Raw genomic sequence first — 17,115 nt, forward strand, 5'->3', positions numbered from 1 at the left:
ATGAACGTTTAAACCATAAACTACGAACTCATTCCGGGAGGTAAGCCTCTGCCCGAAAAATCCGCTGCTGCCGTTCCGCAAATTTTTGTTCATATTCCGTGCGCACATTCTCCTCAGGTTCATGCGCATGGAGATCGAGGGTCAGATTTTTAAGGCAATAGCCACTCCCGGAAAACTGTTCCAAAGAGTAAGTGAAAAAATCTTCATTGTCCGTTTTCAGATGAATGTCTCCGCGCGGGGACAACACCTCTTTATACAAATTTAAAAAAGCCGGAAACGTCAGCCGCCGTTTTTCATGGCGCTTTTTCGGCCACGGATCAGTGAAATTTAAATAAATACGGTTCACTTCTCCTTTAGCAAAATAATCCTGCATATCGGCGACATTCCCATGTATTAAACGTACATTATTCTGCTGTTCCATCCGTTCGGCCGCAAAAGACAACACACTTTCCATTTTTTCCATCCCAATAAAAGAAATGGAAGGGTATTTTTCAGCCATCAACGCCAAGAAGAGCCCCTTACCTGTTCCTAGCTCGACATGAAGCGGTTCGTCCACGGTCCAGTGCCCACGCATGTTTTCCGGTTTTTGCGGCACAATTTCCGGCCGCTCACGCAGCACCTCAAGTGCACCCGGCCGCTTTCTCAATCTCATTTTAATCCTCCAAACGTGCGATACGCCGTTCATCATCTTCAACTAAACCATTTAAATAACGGAGCCATACTTGCACATGCCCGCTATCTTCATAGATTCCCTTGCTTAACATCCACTCAAGGGTATGCCAGATGATATACCAATGCATTCTTCCGAGAAGTTGATCATTCAAATCAAGCTCGTATGCTTCCAACCATTCATGCCATTCTTGTTTCGGAACATACCAATAAAGAAGAATGCTTAAATCCAACGCCGGATCAGCAACGGAAGCCCCGTCCCAATCCACGAGAAACAGCCCTTCTTCTTCATCCATGATCCAGTTGTTATGATTCATATCACAATGGCAAACGACAAAATTATCGTAGTACACGGCTGATTTTCTCGCTTTTAAGAACTCAAATGCCTTAAATAGAATAGGCGATTGTTGGTCTGCATGTAACGAATATGTACAAAGCCTCTGTAATAACACCTCCGGTGTCATCACTTCTGCTTCAATGCGTTTTAGCATATCAAGCAGTTCCGTCGATCGATGAATCCGCCCTAAAAGTGCCGCTACCTCGGGCTGTTTCATCTCCATCGGTTTCAGTTTTCGCCCATTTACCCACCTTTGGGCAGTAATCACATCTCCGTTGGCGATCCGTTTCGTCCATAGCAGTTTCGGAACGATTCCCTCTGCGGAAAGCACAGCTAAAAAAGGGGAAGAATTGCATTTCAGAAACAGCTTTTGCTCGCCATCTTTGGCTGAAAAGGCTTCACCGGTGGATCCACCTGCTGTTTCCAATTCCCAATCTCTTCCCAAAAGGTTCTCTAACCATTTTTTTCGTTTTCCCTTTTTGTGAGTATCCAAAAATTCCATGGGGATAGATATCCTTTATCATATTTGAGCGATCCACAAATCAGCTCATGAACGAATAGCAGACAGTCCAATAAAAATGAGGCGCACCTATACGCAAGACATATGTGCACCTAATAGCAGCATCATCCATACAGCTATACTCACGTCTCTCTTAATCTTGGTATATCATAGCAGACGGCACATAGACCGTCAATGTGACACATATGTGCGTTATTGCTCTTCCTTTACGCTTGCTTCAACAACTCTTTTCGACCTCAAAAAACTTCGTATTTTGCATTTGCCGAGTAATGCCTCCGCCGCATGGAACTGTTCTTTTTTCATGGGAGAAACGTGTTTGCTTATTTTGTCCATCCATTGTTTATAGTGCCGATGGTCAACCATTTCAACGTTACCGGCAAAATCGATGTCATCTACAAGGGCATCAGGCATAAGCACCGCTTTTTTAACCGCGAAATCGATGCCTTTATGCTGAAAAATAGAACGAACAACATCTTCCATTCTTTTCACGGACAATAATGGATTCAAACGTTTATGTTCTGTTTTCGATCGAAATTCTCGCCAAAACCGTTGGGAGCTCATTTCGAATAACGTATTTGCCGGAGCTTCAACGTATGTTACACAATAAAGTTCGGAAGGAGAAAGCAAGAGAACATCCAATTGAATATCCGCTTGCTGTATTTTGAAAATAGGATAATAAAAGATCATGTAATTATCCGGGAGCAACCGTAAAATATCCCGCAAACGACTGTCGTAACGATATTTGCTATCCGCCACAGACACTTCCGAGGATGAGGAAGAGGCCCACCGCAGCTGGGATTGAAGCAATTCATAATAAAAAAAGTCATGCAATGACTCACGGCTTTTCCCGATAAGATGCTCGTAGTCAGCATCAAGACCGGTGTTTGTTTTGACAGTCTCCCTCGTTCCCTTTTTATGGATGCCGTTCAATTTTTGCAAAGCTTGTTGCAAAACGGTTTTATTTTCTTCCGCAAACCAATCTTCTTCGACGATAAGACCATTGCCGACCTGTTGATTGGCTTTTGCCCATAAACGGTGCAGCCGTTTCCATCGCTCTCGTTTTAAACGGATAAACTGACTCGGATATTGGTGAATATCACTTTCGTATCGGGATATATAATCTTCCAATTTCACAAGATGGGCCATATGCCCCACCCTCTCCTCATTCTTTTTTTATTGCTCGTTTTGCTTTTATAAAATGAATAAAAGAACGGCCCCAATAATGACTAAGGTAGCTGGAACGACAACGATATACATAACGGTTAACAAACGAAAACTTGATTCGTTGCTATAATTTTTATCATCGGGGTTTCTGGCGATCGCGAGTGTTATTCCGATCATAATGGCGGCCCCTACCGCCAACAAGGCCAACAACCATACATTCATTTATTATCCCTACTTCATTTGCCATTCTTGTTGGTTAAGATGATGTGCTTAACGGAAACCTGGCCTTTAATTGATACCGGGGCAACTGACCCAAACGCACAGCATATAATCCGACTTCTTCTACTCGCCACTGCTCGTCCTTCCAATGTTTCGTTTCATTCATGACTTTTTGCATTGGAAATGGTTCTTCATGTTTTCCGCGTTTAGCGATTGTAATATGCGGACGAAACGATCGTTTCTCTTTATTAAAACCTGCCTCAACACACCCTTTCGTCACTACGGAATGAAGATCAAGCAACGGCTCACTTCTCTTGACACCGGCGAATAACACTCGCGGCCGTTCCTCCTTGCCAAAAACCCCGGCCTGATGTAATTGCACATCGAAAGCAGAGATTTGCTGCACCAACGCCGGCAACCTTTCAAATAGGAGTTCCAGTTTTTCATCAGCAACTTCCCCAAGAAAAAAGAGCGTCATATGATAGTCACGACTGTGGGTAATAGATGTAAAAGATTGCAATTCATGTAACTTGGTCAGCTCATGGATGGCTCGCCGCACATGCTCCGGTACGGAAAGCGCCAAGAAATAATGCGAGTGTTGACCTTCCATCACATATACCTCCATATGTTATAGTATTATCATAACGCAAATTTGCTACATTTAACATGGCATAATGAGCATGAAACATAATGAATTGGAGATGAACACGTTGTCTGTTTATACAAATGTCTCAGCGCTCGTCGGCGACACACCTTTGGTGCGTTTAAATCAAATACCGGATCACCGCGGGGCAGATGTTTACTTAAAACTGGAATTTCAAAATCCGAGCGGAAGCGTTAAAGACAGGGCTGCGCGTGAAATGATTGTGCAAGCGGAGGAAAGCGGCAAGTTGAATGACGATTCAACCATTATTGAGCCGACATCCGGCAATACAGGCATTGGACTCGCGATGAATGCCGCCGCTAAAGGATATGCTTGCATTTTAACAATGCCGGATACGATGTCGCTTGAGCGCATCAATATTCTTAAAGCCTACGGCGCTAAAGTTGCCTTAACGCCCGGAGACAAAAAGATGCCGGGAGCGATTGAGAAAGCCCATGAATTGGCGAAAGAAATCCCGAACAGTTTTATCCCGATGCAATTCGAAAATGAGGCAAATCCCGATGCCCACCGGACATCTACAGCGCTGGAAATTAAAGAAGCCGTGGACACGATCGGCCGTCCGCTAAAGGGATTTGTGGCTGCTTCCGGAACCGGGGGAACGATCACCGGAACAGGGGAAACGTTACGATCCTATTATTCGGATCTCGCCATTCATGTTGTCGAACCAAAAGGTTCTCCCGTACTGTCCGGCGGAAAGCCGGGACCACATAAGCTTGTTGGCACTTCCCCGGGGTTCGTGCCGCCAATCTTAAATGAGAAAATCTATGACCGCATCGATGCGATCAACGACGAACATGCCTACGAAACCGTCCATGCCCTTGCCCGTAAAGAAGGCATCCTCGTGGGGCCGTCGTCAGGCGCAGCTTGCTTTGCAGCGCTCGAACTCGCCAAGCAATTCCAACCCGGAGAAATTGTCGTAGCAATCGCCTGTGATACCGGTGAGCGGTATTTATCTACGGATTTGTTTGATCAGTAGAGCGTAGTGCCTTAGCGCAAATTTTCACACACTTTTTTCTTTACGGTGCTTTTCTTTCTGTTGTATAATAGAAAAAATACAGGGAAGTGGCGCGGGGAAATCCCGTGCCGGTCCAAAGATAGACAGAGGGCATGTTTCCCGATTCCAACACTACCTGAGGAAGTGGTTACTTGCAATCTTCAACCGACCGCATGCTCACCCGCATTAAGTCGATTTACTTGTTTATGAGTAAAGAAGGAAGAACGGTGACAACGCAAGAACTGGTTGATGAATTCGGCACTACTCAACGTACAATCCAGCGCGACCTCAACGTACTGGAATATAACAATCTCGTCCATAGCCCCAGCCGTGGCAAATGGATTGCGAAAAGAAAAAAAACACAGGCGTCATGACATCCAGATAACAGAAAATCAGAAGTCAGAGGTCAGATGCATGAAAGGAATTCTCCGGCATCCGGTGTCTTACATCCGGAATGACAGATGTTTACCAACGGAATTAAAAGCAACTCACCAGCCGTGTTTTACGGCTGGATTTTTTTGTCGGTGATCGTGTAGCACTATGGCAGGAACCAGTTTAAAACGAAAATCATCAGGGTACCTCTGCATTATACGGGATATCTTCAAGGAGGCGTCTATGAATTAGAAGATCGTTCATTCTAATACTGGGGGTTTCTGAAAGAAATGAACAGACAAAGGCGAAAACAAACGATCATAGATTTTAACATTTTCACACCGTCAATAATAATCATTTTGGGCGTCAGCATCCTTTTTGCCATGTATACCGATGAATCGATGGCATTATTGGATTCCATATTTAATACAATCGTGGACACGTTCAAATGGGGATATTTATGGTATGCCCTGATCATTTTAGTTATCGGTTTATACTTATCCTTTTCCAAATACGGGCAAGTTGCCTTGGGCGATCCGATGGAAAAACCGAGATTTTCATTATTTGCATATGCTTCCATGTTAGTTGCCATGGGACTCGGGGCAACGATTATGCGAACCGCGATCATTCAATGGAGCGAAGTCGCAATCGACCCTCCTTTTGGACTTGAACCGGGATCTTCGGAAGCGATCCTCGCGGGGAACGCGTACAGTATGTTTTTATGGAGCTTCCAGACATTTGCCGTCTTTGTTATGGTAGCGCCCGCCATGGCTTATATCATACATGTGCGAAAAAAACCGAAAATGCGCATTTCCGAAGCTTGCCGGGTCATCTTCGGCGATCGTTTCACAGACGGTTTAGGCGGCATTGTGCTGGATACACTTTTTATGGTCAGTATCCTTGCAGGTGCAGCCGTAACCCTGGGACTTGGAACACCGATCGTTACTTCCAATTTAGCCGAATTATTAAATATTGAAGTCACATTTCCTTTTACGATGATTGTCACAATCATTTGGGTGGCGATGTTTTCCGTCAGTGCTTACGTCGGCATCGAAAAAGGGATTAAAAAGCTAAGTACGCTAAATATGTACCTCGCCGGTCTACTGGCATTATTTATCATCATCGTAGGACCAGGGTTGTTTATCATGGATTTTTTCACAGACTCGGTCCGTTATCTATTCTCTAATTATATAAATTTCTCCCTCTATACCCATTCAATGGAATTGGAAGGCGGCACCCACATTGAAAGCCATACTGTTTTTTGGTTTGCTTATAACGCCACCTGGGCGATGCTGCACGGTTTATTTGCGGCGGTCCTTTCACGGGGCAGAACCATTAAGGAAATGATCTTGACTTATTTATTGGCGCCAATGGCACTCGCGTTGGTCGCAACAGGAGTTCTCGGTGGCTTGAGTGTCCATAGTCACATCACCGGCTCTGTACCAGTATTGGATATTGTACAGGAAGAAGGCGCGGAAGCAGCCATCCCCGTAATCTTATCTTCCATGCCTTTCGAGACAATTGTGCTCGCTGTGTTTGTGATTATCGCTATGATTTTCATGGTAACCACCCTCGATTCAACAACGTATACAATTGCTTCTTACACGACGAGCCGGGATATGAGCAAACAGGCGCCTCCGAAAAATGTAAGAATCATAGTGGCAGCCGTCATTACCGTTCTTGCTTTATCACTAATGAACATCGGAGGACTGGCCCCGCTGGAAGTACTTTCCGGAATTATGGGCATACCGATCATCATCATCCAGTTCCTCACCGTTTATGCAGCCATTAAAATGATGGATCAAGATCAAGCCTGGAAATATAACGTAAGGAAATATAATGACTAAGCAAGATCGGCACGGATGCCGACCTTGCTATATTTCTATATCTTCAGCAATCGCTTCGAATTCATTGGCTGTCAAGGGCCGGTATTCCCCCGCTTCCAAACGCTCATCCAATTGCACGTTACTCATGCGCACCCGTTTAAGCGCGTTCACTTGGCGTCCAATTGCTCCAAACATTCGCTTCACTTGATGGTATTTCCCTTCCGTAACCGTGATCAACAGACGAAACTCAGCTTCTTCCCGTGCCCCCTCGGAAACCTTCGCGGGCTTCGTTTCTGTTCCATCATTCAGCTGTAAACCTTCCCGCAGCGCTTGAAGCTCTTCGGGGCGTGGCCTCGCATCCAGCAATGCTTCATATTCTTTCTCAATGCCCAAACGAGGAGCCGTTAAACGATGCGCCCATTCCCCGTCAGTCGTTAAAAAAAGCAAGCCGGTCGTATCTTTATCCAGCCGTCCCACAGGGAACAATTCTTTTCTTTTATCCTTTTGGTCGATATCATCGAGTACAGTCCGATGTCGATCATCTGCCGTAGCGCTCACGCGCCCTTTTCGTTTATTCATCATCAAATATATCGGCCCCGGATCGTAATGGATTTCCTCCCCGTTCATCGTAACCGTATCTATGTACGCGTTTAGTTTCACACTTGCATCGGTAATCGTGGCACCATTGACTTGTATCTCTTTTTTTCGCAACAGCTTTTTTACATCTTTACGGGAACCGACGCCGGCAGCTGCCAGCCACTTATCAATTCGCCATTGTTCATCCATCGTGATCGTCTCCCTGCCATTTTTTCAAAATTTCTTTGGCAAAGTGTCCATGGGTGCCTTTTTTATGGGCTTGCGCAATCCCGCCGGGGATACTCGCGTTCACAGATTCGATTAACGATTGTGGTACGCCTGCTTGCTGCAGCTTTTGTTCAATCGTCAAAAGTGCGCGCAAACTTTCTTCTGTAGCAACACGATTTCCTTCCAAGACGTGATCTTCTTTCGCGATGACCGTTTTAAATGCCCCGTCGGACCAGCGTTCAAATTGTGTGCGCTTTTCTTCATTTTCGAATGCAAACGCACCTTCACCCATTAGCCGCAATATTTCCGCGTGTCCCGCCAATTTACAAGGTGTAGCCGATTGTTTGTTGTCCACATACATACGCATCTCTGTTTGCATGATTTTCGTCGCGCAATAATAGAAACAAGTGCCCTCAGGAAAAAAACCGGCCCAACGACGGAAAAAGTCCTCGTATGCCGCTGCCGGCAAAGCAACGAGCACGCTCGCATAACGATGAAATTTCTCGGGAGGCACATAGTTGCAAGCGGGGTCCAAATCGACGACGGATTTTGTTCGGTTGTAAATATCTACGCTTGCATACGTTTTAGCGGATACCCGTTGTATAATAGCACGGGCCAGGGTGCCATAACCGACGATCAACATATAACGCACCTCCTGTCACATCTCGTTCCATTTGCGCTTGAAAACGAGGCTTTTCTCTTGTTGATTCGGTTCTTCTTTTGGTTGTGCGTGATTGTAATCCTTTTGATTTTGCAAGGATATGTTTACCAAAATGGCTGCACTTGCGAGGGACACGATTAAGGAAGTCCCTCCGTAACTGACGAATGGAAGCGGAATACCGGTAATTGGCAATAGACCACTTACCGCGCCGGCATTAAATATAAATTGAAACATTAACTGAAAAACAATTCCGTAAGCAAGCAAGGAACCAAATAAATGCTTACAACGCACCCCGATCATGAGACCTCTAAAACCAATGATCAAAAAGCAAAGAATGACAAAGCCAACCCCGACCCAACCTGTTTCTTCGGCAATAATCGCTAAAATAAAATCGGTATGGGCTTCCGGCAAATACCCTAACTTTTGTACACTTTGTCCAAAGCCCGTTCCGGTAATGCCACCGTTTGAAATGGATATGTAGGACTGAATAAGCTGCAAACCGAAACTGTCGTCAAATGCGAAGGGATCACGAAAAGCAAGGATTCGGTTCATGCGGTAATCGGCCTGTGTCACAAGAAAAAGAACGACAGCCGCTGACAGTGTTCCGAGGAAAGCGAGATGCCGAAAGCGAGCGCCGGATAAAAAAACGATGACGCCGCCGACAAGTATAATCATCACTGCCGTCCCCAGGTCAGGTTGCAATAAGATGAGCGTAAATAAACCGACGACAACAATTAACGGGGGAGCCACTCCAGTTGCAAAACGATCAATATACTTTTGCTTTTGGGAATACACTTGGGCAAGGTAAATAATCACCCCGAGCTTCACGAGCTCTGAAGGTTGCATGTTTACCCCGCCAATACTGATCCAACGGGTCGCTTCATTTTCGGCAATCCCGATAAACACAACGAGAAGCAACAAAATCACGGATACAACAATGATATATGGACTTAACGTTTTAAAATAATGGTAGCGAAAATTCATGAGCACCGCAAAAACGATGACCCCTATTCCAAAATAAATGAGTTGGCGAATAATGTAGTAAGTAGATGAATCGAAAAGATCCATAGAAAGCGGGTAACTTGCACTATACACCATGATTAGGCCAAACACACTTAATGCAAAGACGGTTGCAATCAAGACCCAGTCAAAAGACTTTAACCGTTCAACCATACGAATCACCCGCTTTCTGTTTTTGCTCCCTTTATTTTACCATGGCATGATTGGATTAAAAACAAAGATTACCTTCTCGGTTTCGTAAATGAAAAACGATTGCCGAGCACTTTTTCTGCCACCCCGGCTCGAATGCTCAAAATAAAGTATAGGAGGACGCCAATCAATACGCCAAATGCCAAAATGACAACAAAACCGAACTGCCCGGTTGTATCGAACACGACCATGCCCCCTTCACGAACGATGTATACCGACACGGCCATCACCGCCGTTATACCGAGAATGATCGCGGCATGTTTTCCGATTTGCATATATTGGTAAGCCGCAAATTTTCCAACAGCCCAGATGTTAAATCCAATCGCCAATGTATAGCCAATGATGGTAGCGACTATACCGCCAACGGCCCCAAAACTGCTGATCAACCAATAATTGAGCACAAGCTTAAAGAAAAGCCCAATACAAAGCCCGATCACAGCATATTTTTGCCGATTCATCCCTTGGAGAATTGCTGCCGTAACGGCGAAGATGGAAAACAAGATTGCCGCAGGAGCATAGTAACTCAAAATCATGCCCCCGATTTCCAAATCTTCAAGCCCGTACAAGGAAGCAAATGCCGGTATCGCTAAAATGGCCAACCCAAATGCTGCCGGAATCGTGAAAAAAAGAATGATTTGGAAGGACTTTGTGATAAGCCCGTGCATGCTTTCCAAATCGCGGTTTGTATTGGCTTTCGTAATGGACGGAATAAGATTCACCGACATCGCTGTCGCCAATGCTACCGGGATCATGATTAATGCATGGGTTGTACGTGAAAACGCACCGAATGCCGTTTCTGCTTGTCCGGCATTTGCACCGTAGCCCTCGGTCATTGCGTCATTAAAAGTAAACAAATCAATCGCCTGAAAGAGAGGGATCGCAAGCCCAACAAGCGATAAAGGCAAAGCGTAAGCAATCAATTCTTTATACATGGATGAAAGAGGCAGCTGATAGTCCTTTTTACTTTCTCTAATTTGCTTCTGAATTCCTGCTTTTCGTTTCTTCCAAAAATAGAAAAGCACAAGCAACGAGCCCAATCCGCCGATGAATGCCCCGAATGTTGCCAGACCGACGGCCAATCCTATAGATCCTCCGAAGACTTGCAGAACGAAATATGCCGTCACCAGAATAAAAAGTATACGGGCGAATTGTTCAATCACTTGTGACGCCGCAGTTGGACCCATGGAATGAAAACCTTGAAAATAACCTCTAAACACTGCCATTCCCGGCATGATCAACAAGGCGATGCTAACCATGCGGATCGTAAACACAACATCGCTATGGCTGTTCCCGGACGAATCCCCAGCGGGAAGCACCCAACCGGCAACGGTCGGGGCCATGATAAACAAAACCAAAAACGCGATAAATCCCGTGATCGTCATAAAAATAACACCCGATCGGAACAAGCGTTGACCCGTCACGTAATCATCGAGCGCATTGTATTTAGAGACAAATTTGGACACAGCCATCGGCACGCCGAGAGTCGCCAAACTTAATAAGATGCTATAAGGGAGGTATCCATATTGATAAAGGGCATTCCCCTGCTGCCCGACGAGCATTGTAAAAGGTAATATGTAAATCAACCCGAGGAATCTCGAAGTAAACGTTGCCCCGGTAAGCAACATCGTTCCCCGAACAAGTTTGTTATCCGACATCTTTCATCAACGCACCCTTCTTGCAAAAACCGTACAATGGTTATCCCTCGTATTTTATCATAAGTGGGGACGGGAAACGAATGTCTAAATTGTGTCGAGTTGTCATGGAACGCGCCGATTTTATCTAGCAAATTAAAAACCCCCGCGCTGATGAAAAGCTCATTTTTATGCTATTATTAATGATAGGGATCGACTTTTTTTACAGGAAGGAGACCAAAATTGGAATATCGCAATTTAGGAAACACCGGAGTAAAAGTCAGTGAAATCAGCCTCGGAAGTTGGCTCACGTATGGCGGTTATGTTGAAAAAGATGCAGCCCTTAAATCTATCCATAAAGCCTACGGACTCGGCATCAATTTTTTCGATACCGCCAATGTCTATCGACGCGGGGAAGCAGAGAAGGTCGTCGGCGAGGCATTGCGGGAATATCCACGCGAATCATACGTACTCGCGACGAAAGTATTCAACCCCATGGGTGAAGGCCCAAACGATCAGGGGCTCTCTCGCAAACATATCATCGAACAATGCAACGCCAGCCTCCAAAGGCTCGGCCATGATTATGTCGACCTCTATTATTGCCATCGATATGACCCGGAAACCCCATTATACGAAACACTGCGCGCACTCGATGACTTGGTGCGGCAAGGAAAAGTGCTCTACATCGGCGTAAGCGAATGGTCTCCGGCACAAATTGCGGAAGCATTGCACATTGCCGACAAACGGTTGCTCGATCGCCTCGTCGTCAACCAACCGATCTATAATATGCTCAACCGTTACATTGAAAAAGAAATCATCCCTCAAGGCGAACAACACGGCATCGGGCAAGTCGTCTTTTCTCCGCTTGCCCAAGGCGTACTAAGCGGCAAGTATCAAAAAGGCGCAGACATTCCCAAAAACAGCCGTGCTGCCGAAAATTATAAAGTGATCTCCCGCTTCCTTAACGATGAGTCACTCGATCGCGTGGCTGAATTGCAGGAAGTGGCGGCGAAGGAAGAATTATCGCTCTCCCAATTGGCCATTGCCTGGATTCTACGTCAAACGAACGTCTCCAGTGCCCTCATCGGCGCAAGCCGCCCGGAACAGGTGGTGGAGAATGTAGAAGCAAGCGGCGTAAAACTTTCAGCCGATTCATTGGAACGGATCGAAACGATTTTAGAAGGATGAATGTCCGTTTGCCGTTATCTCCCGGGAGTGGAGGGAATCTTCCGGGAGATTTTTAATATTAATGCAGGATGGTTGAATTTCTTGCTCACATCCGAGAATGCAAACAAGAATAATTTCTCAAAAAGGGGGTCGTGGGCAGAATGACAAAATTGATGTAAATGGTTCATTCAACTACCCTTTAATAATGATCTATCCCAGACATTCTCCCTCCTTTTGTGCGCCATACCCACAATGGGATCACGCTGTCATCCCTCTAAAGATGGACATATCACTCCGAGAGGGACAGGAACCACGCTGCCGTACCTCTAAAGGATGGTTTCCCACTCTGAGAGGGACGGTTTCGCATACTCGCCCATCCACTAGTGGCGTGTTTCAAAAGTTCCTTCCGGAAGGCGGTAACGGGGCCATTATATAAAGGATTTTATTCTACCCCCGATCTGCCCTTTCAATGCACCCGAATCAGCGTTTTCTACCGGTTCAGGGGACGTTGGACCTTTCAACGTCCTTCAGATCAACAGTTTCTGCCATTTCGGGGGACGTTGGATCTTTCAACGTCCTTCAGGTCAACAGTTTCTGCCATTTCGGGGGACGTTGGATCTTTCAATGTACTCCATATCAGCAGTTTCTGCCAATTCAGGGGACGTTGTGAACCTTAAAAAGACCGTAACCACTGCTCGGAGGTGCGATGGGCACTAGTCCGCTTTATCAATCTATCGACGAAATGCGAACAGGATTTTTGGAAGGAACTTCTGATATCATTCAAATCGCCGGGTTTACAGCAAGCGTAACCGGGGGGGATCTAATGAAGGGAGCGTCTCCGATTGCCCGTTGGCCGATGCAGGCAATTACTATATCCGATGCGTGGGGAAGCAACGAATCACGTTTTGCTCGAAAGTACAGTAATCCCTCAGACGGAGGTCGAGTTGCTCTGAGAGGAACAAGAAAAGCAAACTAATCCCTCAAATGGAGGTCTAGGTGCCATCAGAGGAACAAAAATTATACTATTTTCAATGGGGGAAGAACTTTTGAAACGTTCTACTAGTTCAAGACCATTAAATAGGGATTGCTGAACAACTTGCAGCTATCAACTGAAGCCAGGATGCCGCTTCCATGGCTTCGCTTTCCGCGGACGAACGGTCAAGCCTCCTCGCGCAAAACCGGCGCTGCGGGGTCTTGACGCGTCCGTTTTTCCGCTGGAGTCTCGCCATTGCAGCGTCATCCCTCCGTACGTTGCCGAAAATGCTTCTCGGATGGATTTCCTTGCATCCAGTTTTGGCAACGCCAACGGAAAATGCTTATGTGCCAGTCTTTCTCCGTTATTCAGCAGTCCCTAAATAAGGAGCACACCCTATGATAACCACAAAGCCAGCACTATCTGTTCACCCCACCGATGCCTATGTGGACGAAAATGTGCATATAGTCGTCCACGATTGTCCAACTAACGATATAATCACCGTTCGGGCAACGGCAAACGATGACGAAGAGAAATTGTTTGAATCGTATGCACGGTTCCGCACAGACGATTCAGGCTATGTAGACATATCACAAGCACAACCGGTAGAAGGAACTTACGAAGATGCCGATCCCCTCGGATTGTTTTGGTCGATGCAGCACAAAAAATCCAAACTCGACGATTATTTTCTGAAAAACGAAGCAACACCGCTATCCATACAAATTAATTTGGAAATTGAAAATGTAATAGAAACTGTTACCATTCTTCGCCATTTCTATAAAAATGATGTCAAAAGAGTTGTCGTAAAAGAGCCGGAATGTACGGGCGTGATGTTCCATGCGGCAAATAATCAAGAGCCGTCCCCGGGCATACTGCTTCTTGGAGGGTCTGATGGAGGCATGTCAGAACAGGGAGCGGCACTGCTTGCTTCTTATGGATATTCCGTGTTGGCACTCGCTTACTTTGGAACTGAAGGTGTTCCGAAGAATCTGGAAAACATTCCTTTGGAATACTTTGAAGACGCTACGACTTGGTTAAAAAAACACCCCTCCGTGAATGGCCAAGCATCACTGATTGGCTTTTCGAGGGGAGGCGAGTTGGCCCTTTTATTGGGAGCGACATTTAATGATTACCAAGCGATCATCGCTGGCGCCCCGAGCATGTATGTTACCGCCGGTTTGAAAAACAACACCTTCGCGCCGATTCCTTCATGGACTTATAAGCAAGAAAACTTGCCTTACATGAAATTTTCTTATCGTCCTTCGATAATGTTTTCCATGTTTAAGAATTGGTTGCTAAAAAAGCCAGTATCATTTCTGGGCATCTGGAACCATACGTTGAGCAACCTTGAAAAAGTAAAACATTCACGTATCCCGATCGAAACAATCAACGCACCGGTAATGACGATCGCAGGAGGCGACGATCAACTCTGGCCTTCCACTTATTATGCCAATGAAACTAAAACTGTCCTTGATCAACAAAACGTCTATTTACACTATGCAAATGCCGGACATTTTTTATCATTTCCGTACGGTCTGCCAAGCCTCCCCGCAAACATCAATATGCACGTCGGCGGCGGTATGACATTAGCTTTCGGCGGTACCAAAAGGGCAAACGCGCAAGCAGCATCTGATTCTTGGCCTGAGATCCTGGCATTTTTGAAAAAACATACGTAGAATTTACAATCCCCGCAACATCGGAATTGTTAAGGAAGATAGGGGCTGTAATATAGCCCCACGTTGCGCGTTTTTTCAGGTGGAACTACTGTGGTGTATGTTTTTCCGTAATTTCTCCAAAGAAGTATAGGAGAAGAATAAATGTATGCCTTAAGATATAAGCTCAGATCTTACGTTTTTCTAATGTATTCATTAAGTATTCCCCGTCCATTCGATATCTCTCTACATTTGTATTAATAATCACAAATTTATCATACAAAAGCAGTTTTCCCCACCTGATTGCTGAATCCAGTATGATTTTTAGAGCAAAAAAGTGATACGATGAATACAAAATGAGTATTAAGTTTTTTGGAGGAAAGAAGGGCACCAGATGACGACATGAGCACTAAGCCTCGTTGTGATTTCCGCTATTATTCATGCGACGTGGAACTTTTTAGCGAAAAAATCATCAGGAGGTACTTCTTTTGTATGGCTATATATGCTTGTAAGTGCTGTGATTTATAGCCCTCTTGTTTTCGTTGTTATATTATGGACTGATGTGAAGGTTGGTTGGTTAGAACTAGGATTAATTTTGGCAAGTGCTATTTTACATATGCTCTATGCAGTAACGTTACAAAAAGGATACCGGATAGGTGATTTTTCATTAATCTATCCGATTGCCCGTGGAATTGGTCCAATGCTGATTGCCATAGCAGCGTTTTTCTTGTTAGGTGAAGAGCTGAACGGGCTTGGACAGATAGGTATTTTATTCATTGTTTTCAGCGTGTTTATATTTACCGGTGGATTACGGATTTTACGAGAAAAAAATGTACTCCCTGCGATTTTGTATGGCGTCTTGATTGGGTGCACGATTGCTAGTTATTCTCTTTTGGATAAATATATTGTCAGTGTGACGGTCATCCACCCTGTCTTACTTAGTTATGGCAGTATTCTTGGACAAGTGATTTTACTTATTCCATTTGCCAAAAAACATTGGCAGCAAGTCCGTCAAGACTGGAAGAAGCTGAAGCTGGAGACGATTGGTGTAGGCTTTTTAAATCCATTGGCTTATATATTGATATTAATTGCAATGGTGACGACACCTGTGAGTTATGTTTCGCCGGTAAGGGAGCTGAGCATTTTAATCGGTGCAGCATTTGGAGTCGTTTTCTTCAAAGAAAGTTTTGGAAGACGAAGACTTATTGCTGCGATGATTATGGTAATTGGCGTCATTGCCATAGCTATCTCTTAATATTTCGATAATAAAATCGAGGAAGCCCCAATTGAAACCTTTTTGTTATCCAGATCATAGTCTGCGGTATAACCTTATATTAAAGAACCCCCTTAGACAAACCACATCCAAAGGGGAAACGGTACAGCTTTATTTTACATTTTCGACTACAATGGCTTTTCTTCTTTGACCGCTTGTTTTAACTTTTGCTGCATTTCGCCAATCCCGCGACTGCCAAGTAACGGCATCTCTATGTCGGCATGTGAACCAAAACTTTTTTCAACAATCGGCTTGTACTTTTTACCGGTAAGAACGACGAGATGTTGAAAATCGTTCAATCGTTTCTTTTGAACTTGTTCAGCCAAACAATTCATTGAAATAATGGCATCACTTTTATGACTAAACGATACGTTGTAGGGTCCAAGCACAGTGTCATCCGGCTGCAAAAAACCATGTTTCGCTGATAAAATCACCCATTGGGGATGAAACATCTCTGCATACGCACGACATAAGCGATGAAATGTACCAATGTAAGCATCGCGGGCAAAGACGGGGCCAACCTCCCCTTCTTTGTCCCAGATTTTTTTATTCCCGCAAGGGAGAATGGCAAGGGTTGTCAAAAAATCACCGACCTATTCTACATTAAGAAAAACAGTACAATAATCACGAGTAAAAGCAATCCTGCACCCATACAGCCAATCACACCGCATCCCGGTCCACCAAACCCGCCACGGTAACCTCTGCGATAACGGCGGCGACGACCTCCAAGCATGGAACCTAATGCCATGCCGCCGAGGAAAGAACCTCCACCCCTACCGTTGCCGCTATTATTTGACGAACGACTTGACGCACGACCGGAGAAGCCGCCCGCAGATCCGCGTGATCTTCCGCCGCGAGCAACGCCCGCTCCCACTCTCGTACGCCCTCTGCCACGGCTTCCGCCACCTCCTCTTCCTCTTCTGCTCATTACTGAACCTCCTTTTTCTTTTTGCTCTCCTCTCAGTTTATCAAAATTCGTG

At 45.2% G+C, this 17,115-nt stretch carries 19 protein-coding genes; 7 read left to right on the plus strand and 12 right to left on the minus strand.

Translation table 11 applies throughout. From position 1 onward, the window contains the following. Positions 1-28 precede the first annotated feature (28 nt). The 5 genes from trmB to thpR form a co-directional block, all read right to left on the minus strand. Positions 29-652 carry a tRNA (guanosine(46)-N7)-methyltransferase TrmB gene (gene trmB, locus HUG20_RS15660; RefSeq protein ID WP_200085625.1) on the minus strand — a complete coding sequence of 208 codons (624 nt, stop codon included), beginning with the start codon at positions 650-652 and terminating at the stop codon, positions 29-31. Position 653: 1 nt separating this feature from the next. After that, positions 654-1,508, minus strand: coding sequence for a phosphotransferase family protein (locus tag HUG20_RS15665; protein ID WP_200085626.1), 855 nt, complete (start codon positions 1,506-1,508; stop codon positions 654-656). A 210-nt stretch (positions 1,509-1,718) separates the two neighbouring features. Next, positions 1,719-2,672: an NERD domain-containing protein gene (locus HUG20_RS15670; RefSeq protein ID WP_200085627.1), complete on the minus strand. Its 954-nt coding sequence runs from the start codon at positions 2,670-2,672 to the stop codon at positions 1,719-1,721. Positions 2,673-2,717: 45 nt separating this feature from the next. Further along, positions 2,718-2,912, minus strand: a complete 195-nt coding sequence (locus tag HUG20_RS15675; protein WP_200085628.1) for a hypothetical protein — start codon at positions 2,910-2,912, stop codon at positions 2,718-2,720. A gap of 34 nt (positions 2,913-2,946) precedes the next feature. Then, a complete protein-coding gene (gene thpR / locus HUG20_RS15680) occupies positions 2,947-3,519 on the minus strand; it encodes an RNA 2',3'-cyclic phosphodiesterase (protein ID WP_200085629.1) in 573 nt (190 codons plus the stop codon). Positions 3,520-3,619: 100 nt separating this feature from the next. On the opposite strand from thpR, the gene cysK reads away from it, so the two are divergent. The 3 genes from cysK (at position 3,620) to HUG20_RS15695 (ending at position 6,786) form a co-directional block, all read left to right on the plus strand. Continuing rightward, complete coding sequence (cysK, locus tag HUG20_RS15685) at positions 3,620-4,549, plus strand: cysteine synthase A (protein ID WP_200085630.1); 930 nt, start codon at positions 3,620-3,622, stop codon at positions 4,547-4,549. Positions 4,550-4,719: 170 nt separating this feature from the next. Next, positions 4,720-4,941 carry a DeoR family transcriptional regulator gene (locus HUG20_RS15690; RefSeq protein WP_200085631.1) on the plus strand — a complete coding sequence of 74 codons (222 nt, stop codon included), beginning with the start codon at positions 4,720-4,722 and terminating at the stop codon, positions 4,939-4,941. A 288-nt stretch (positions 4,942-5,229) separates the two neighbouring features. Further along, positions 5,230-6,786 (plus strand): BCCT family transporter, encoded by a 1,557-nt coding sequence (locus HUG20_RS15695; RefSeq protein WP_200085632.1) that lies wholly within the window; start codon positions 5,230-5,232, stop codon positions 6,784-6,786. A gap of 27 nt (positions 6,787-6,813) precedes the next feature. Here HUG20_RS15695 and HUG20_RS15700 read toward each other — a convergent pair whose 3' ends face one another. The 4 genes from HUG20_RS15700 to HUG20_RS15715 form a co-directional block, all read right to left on the minus strand. Then, positions 6,814-7,551, minus strand: a complete 738-nt coding sequence (locus HUG20_RS15700) for a pseudouridine synthase (protein ID WP_200085633.1) — start codon at positions 7,549-7,551, stop codon at positions 6,814-6,816. Then, entirely contained in the window at positions 7,544-8,212 is a 669-nt protein-coding gene (locus tag HUG20_RS15705; protein ID WP_200085634.1) for a Rossmann-fold NAD(P)-binding domain-containing protein, read from the minus strand. The genes HUG20_RS15700 and HUG20_RS15705 overlap by 8 nt, the downstream gene beginning before the upstream one ends. A 15-nt stretch (positions 8,213-8,227) precedes the next feature. After that, positions 8,228-9,403: a putative lipid II flippase FtsW gene (gene ftsW, locus HUG20_RS15710; protein WP_200085635.1), complete on the minus strand. Its 1,176-nt coding sequence runs from the start codon at positions 9,401-9,403 to the stop codon at positions 8,228-8,230. Positions 9,404-9,471: 68 nt separating this feature from the next. Beyond that, positions 9,472-11,094 (minus strand): putative polysaccharide biosynthesis protein, encoded by a 1,623-nt coding sequence (locus HUG20_RS15715; protein ID WP_200085636.1) that lies wholly within the window; start codon positions 11,092-11,094, stop codon positions 9,472-9,474. 219 nt (positions 11,095-11,313) lie between these two features. On the opposite strand from HUG20_RS15715, the gene HUG20_RS15720 reads away from it, so the two are divergent. Next, positions 11,314-12,258: an aldo/keto reductase family protein gene (locus HUG20_RS15720; RefSeq protein WP_200085637.1), complete on the plus strand. Its 945-nt coding sequence runs from the start codon at positions 11,314-11,316 to the stop codon at positions 12,256-12,258. A 685-nt stretch (positions 12,259-12,943) separates the two neighbouring features. Continuing rightward, complete coding sequence (locus HUG20_RS15725) at positions 12,944-13,213, plus strand: hypothetical protein (RefSeq protein ID WP_200085638.1); 270 nt, start codon at positions 12,944-12,946, stop codon at positions 13,211-13,213. A 129-nt stretch (positions 13,214-13,342) separates the two neighbouring features. Here the strand turns inward: HUG20_RS15725 and HUG20_RS15730 are convergent, their stop codons facing one another. Beyond that, positions 13,343-13,543 (minus strand): hypothetical protein, encoded by a 201-nt coding sequence (locus HUG20_RS15730; protein ID WP_200085639.1) that lies wholly within the window; start codon positions 13,541-13,543, stop codon positions 13,343-13,345. A gap of 65 nt (positions 13,544-13,608) precedes the next feature. Between HUG20_RS15730 and HUG20_RS15735 the strand changes: the two genes are divergently transcribed. Together HUG20_RS15735 and HUG20_RS15740 are read left to right on the plus strand one after the other, a co-directional pair. Further along, complete coding sequence (locus HUG20_RS15735; protein WP_200085640.1) at positions 13,609-14,886, plus strand: acyl-CoA thioesterase/bile acid-CoA:amino acid N-acyltransferase family protein; 1,278 nt, start codon at positions 13,609-13,611, stop codon at positions 14,884-14,886. A 397-nt stretch (positions 14,887-15,283) separates the two neighbouring features. Then, positions 15,284-16,117, plus strand: coding sequence for a DMT family transporter (locus tag HUG20_RS15740; RefSeq protein WP_200085641.1), 834 nt, complete (start codon positions 15,284-15,286; stop codon positions 16,115-16,117). A 146-nt stretch (positions 16,118-16,263) separates the two neighbouring features. On the opposite strand, the gene HUG20_RS15745 is transcribed toward HUG20_RS15740, so the two are convergent. After that, positions 16,264-16,716 (minus strand): DUF6884 domain-containing protein, encoded by a 453-nt coding sequence (locus HUG20_RS15745; RefSeq protein WP_200085642.1) that lies wholly within the window; start codon positions 16,714-16,716, stop codon positions 16,264-16,266. A 17-nt stretch (positions 16,717-16,733) separates the two neighbouring features. Then, positions 16,734-17,063: a hypothetical protein gene (locus HUG20_RS15750; protein ID WP_200085643.1), complete on the minus strand. Its 330-nt coding sequence runs from the start codon at positions 17,061-17,063 to the stop codon at positions 16,734-16,736. Positions 17,064-17,115 lie beyond the last annotated feature (52 nt).

This window comes from Salicibibacter cibi, from assembly GCF_016495865.1.
GTDB classification, from domain to species: Bacteria; Bacillota; Bacilli; order Bacillales; family Marinococcaceae; genus Salicibibacter; species Salicibibacter cibi.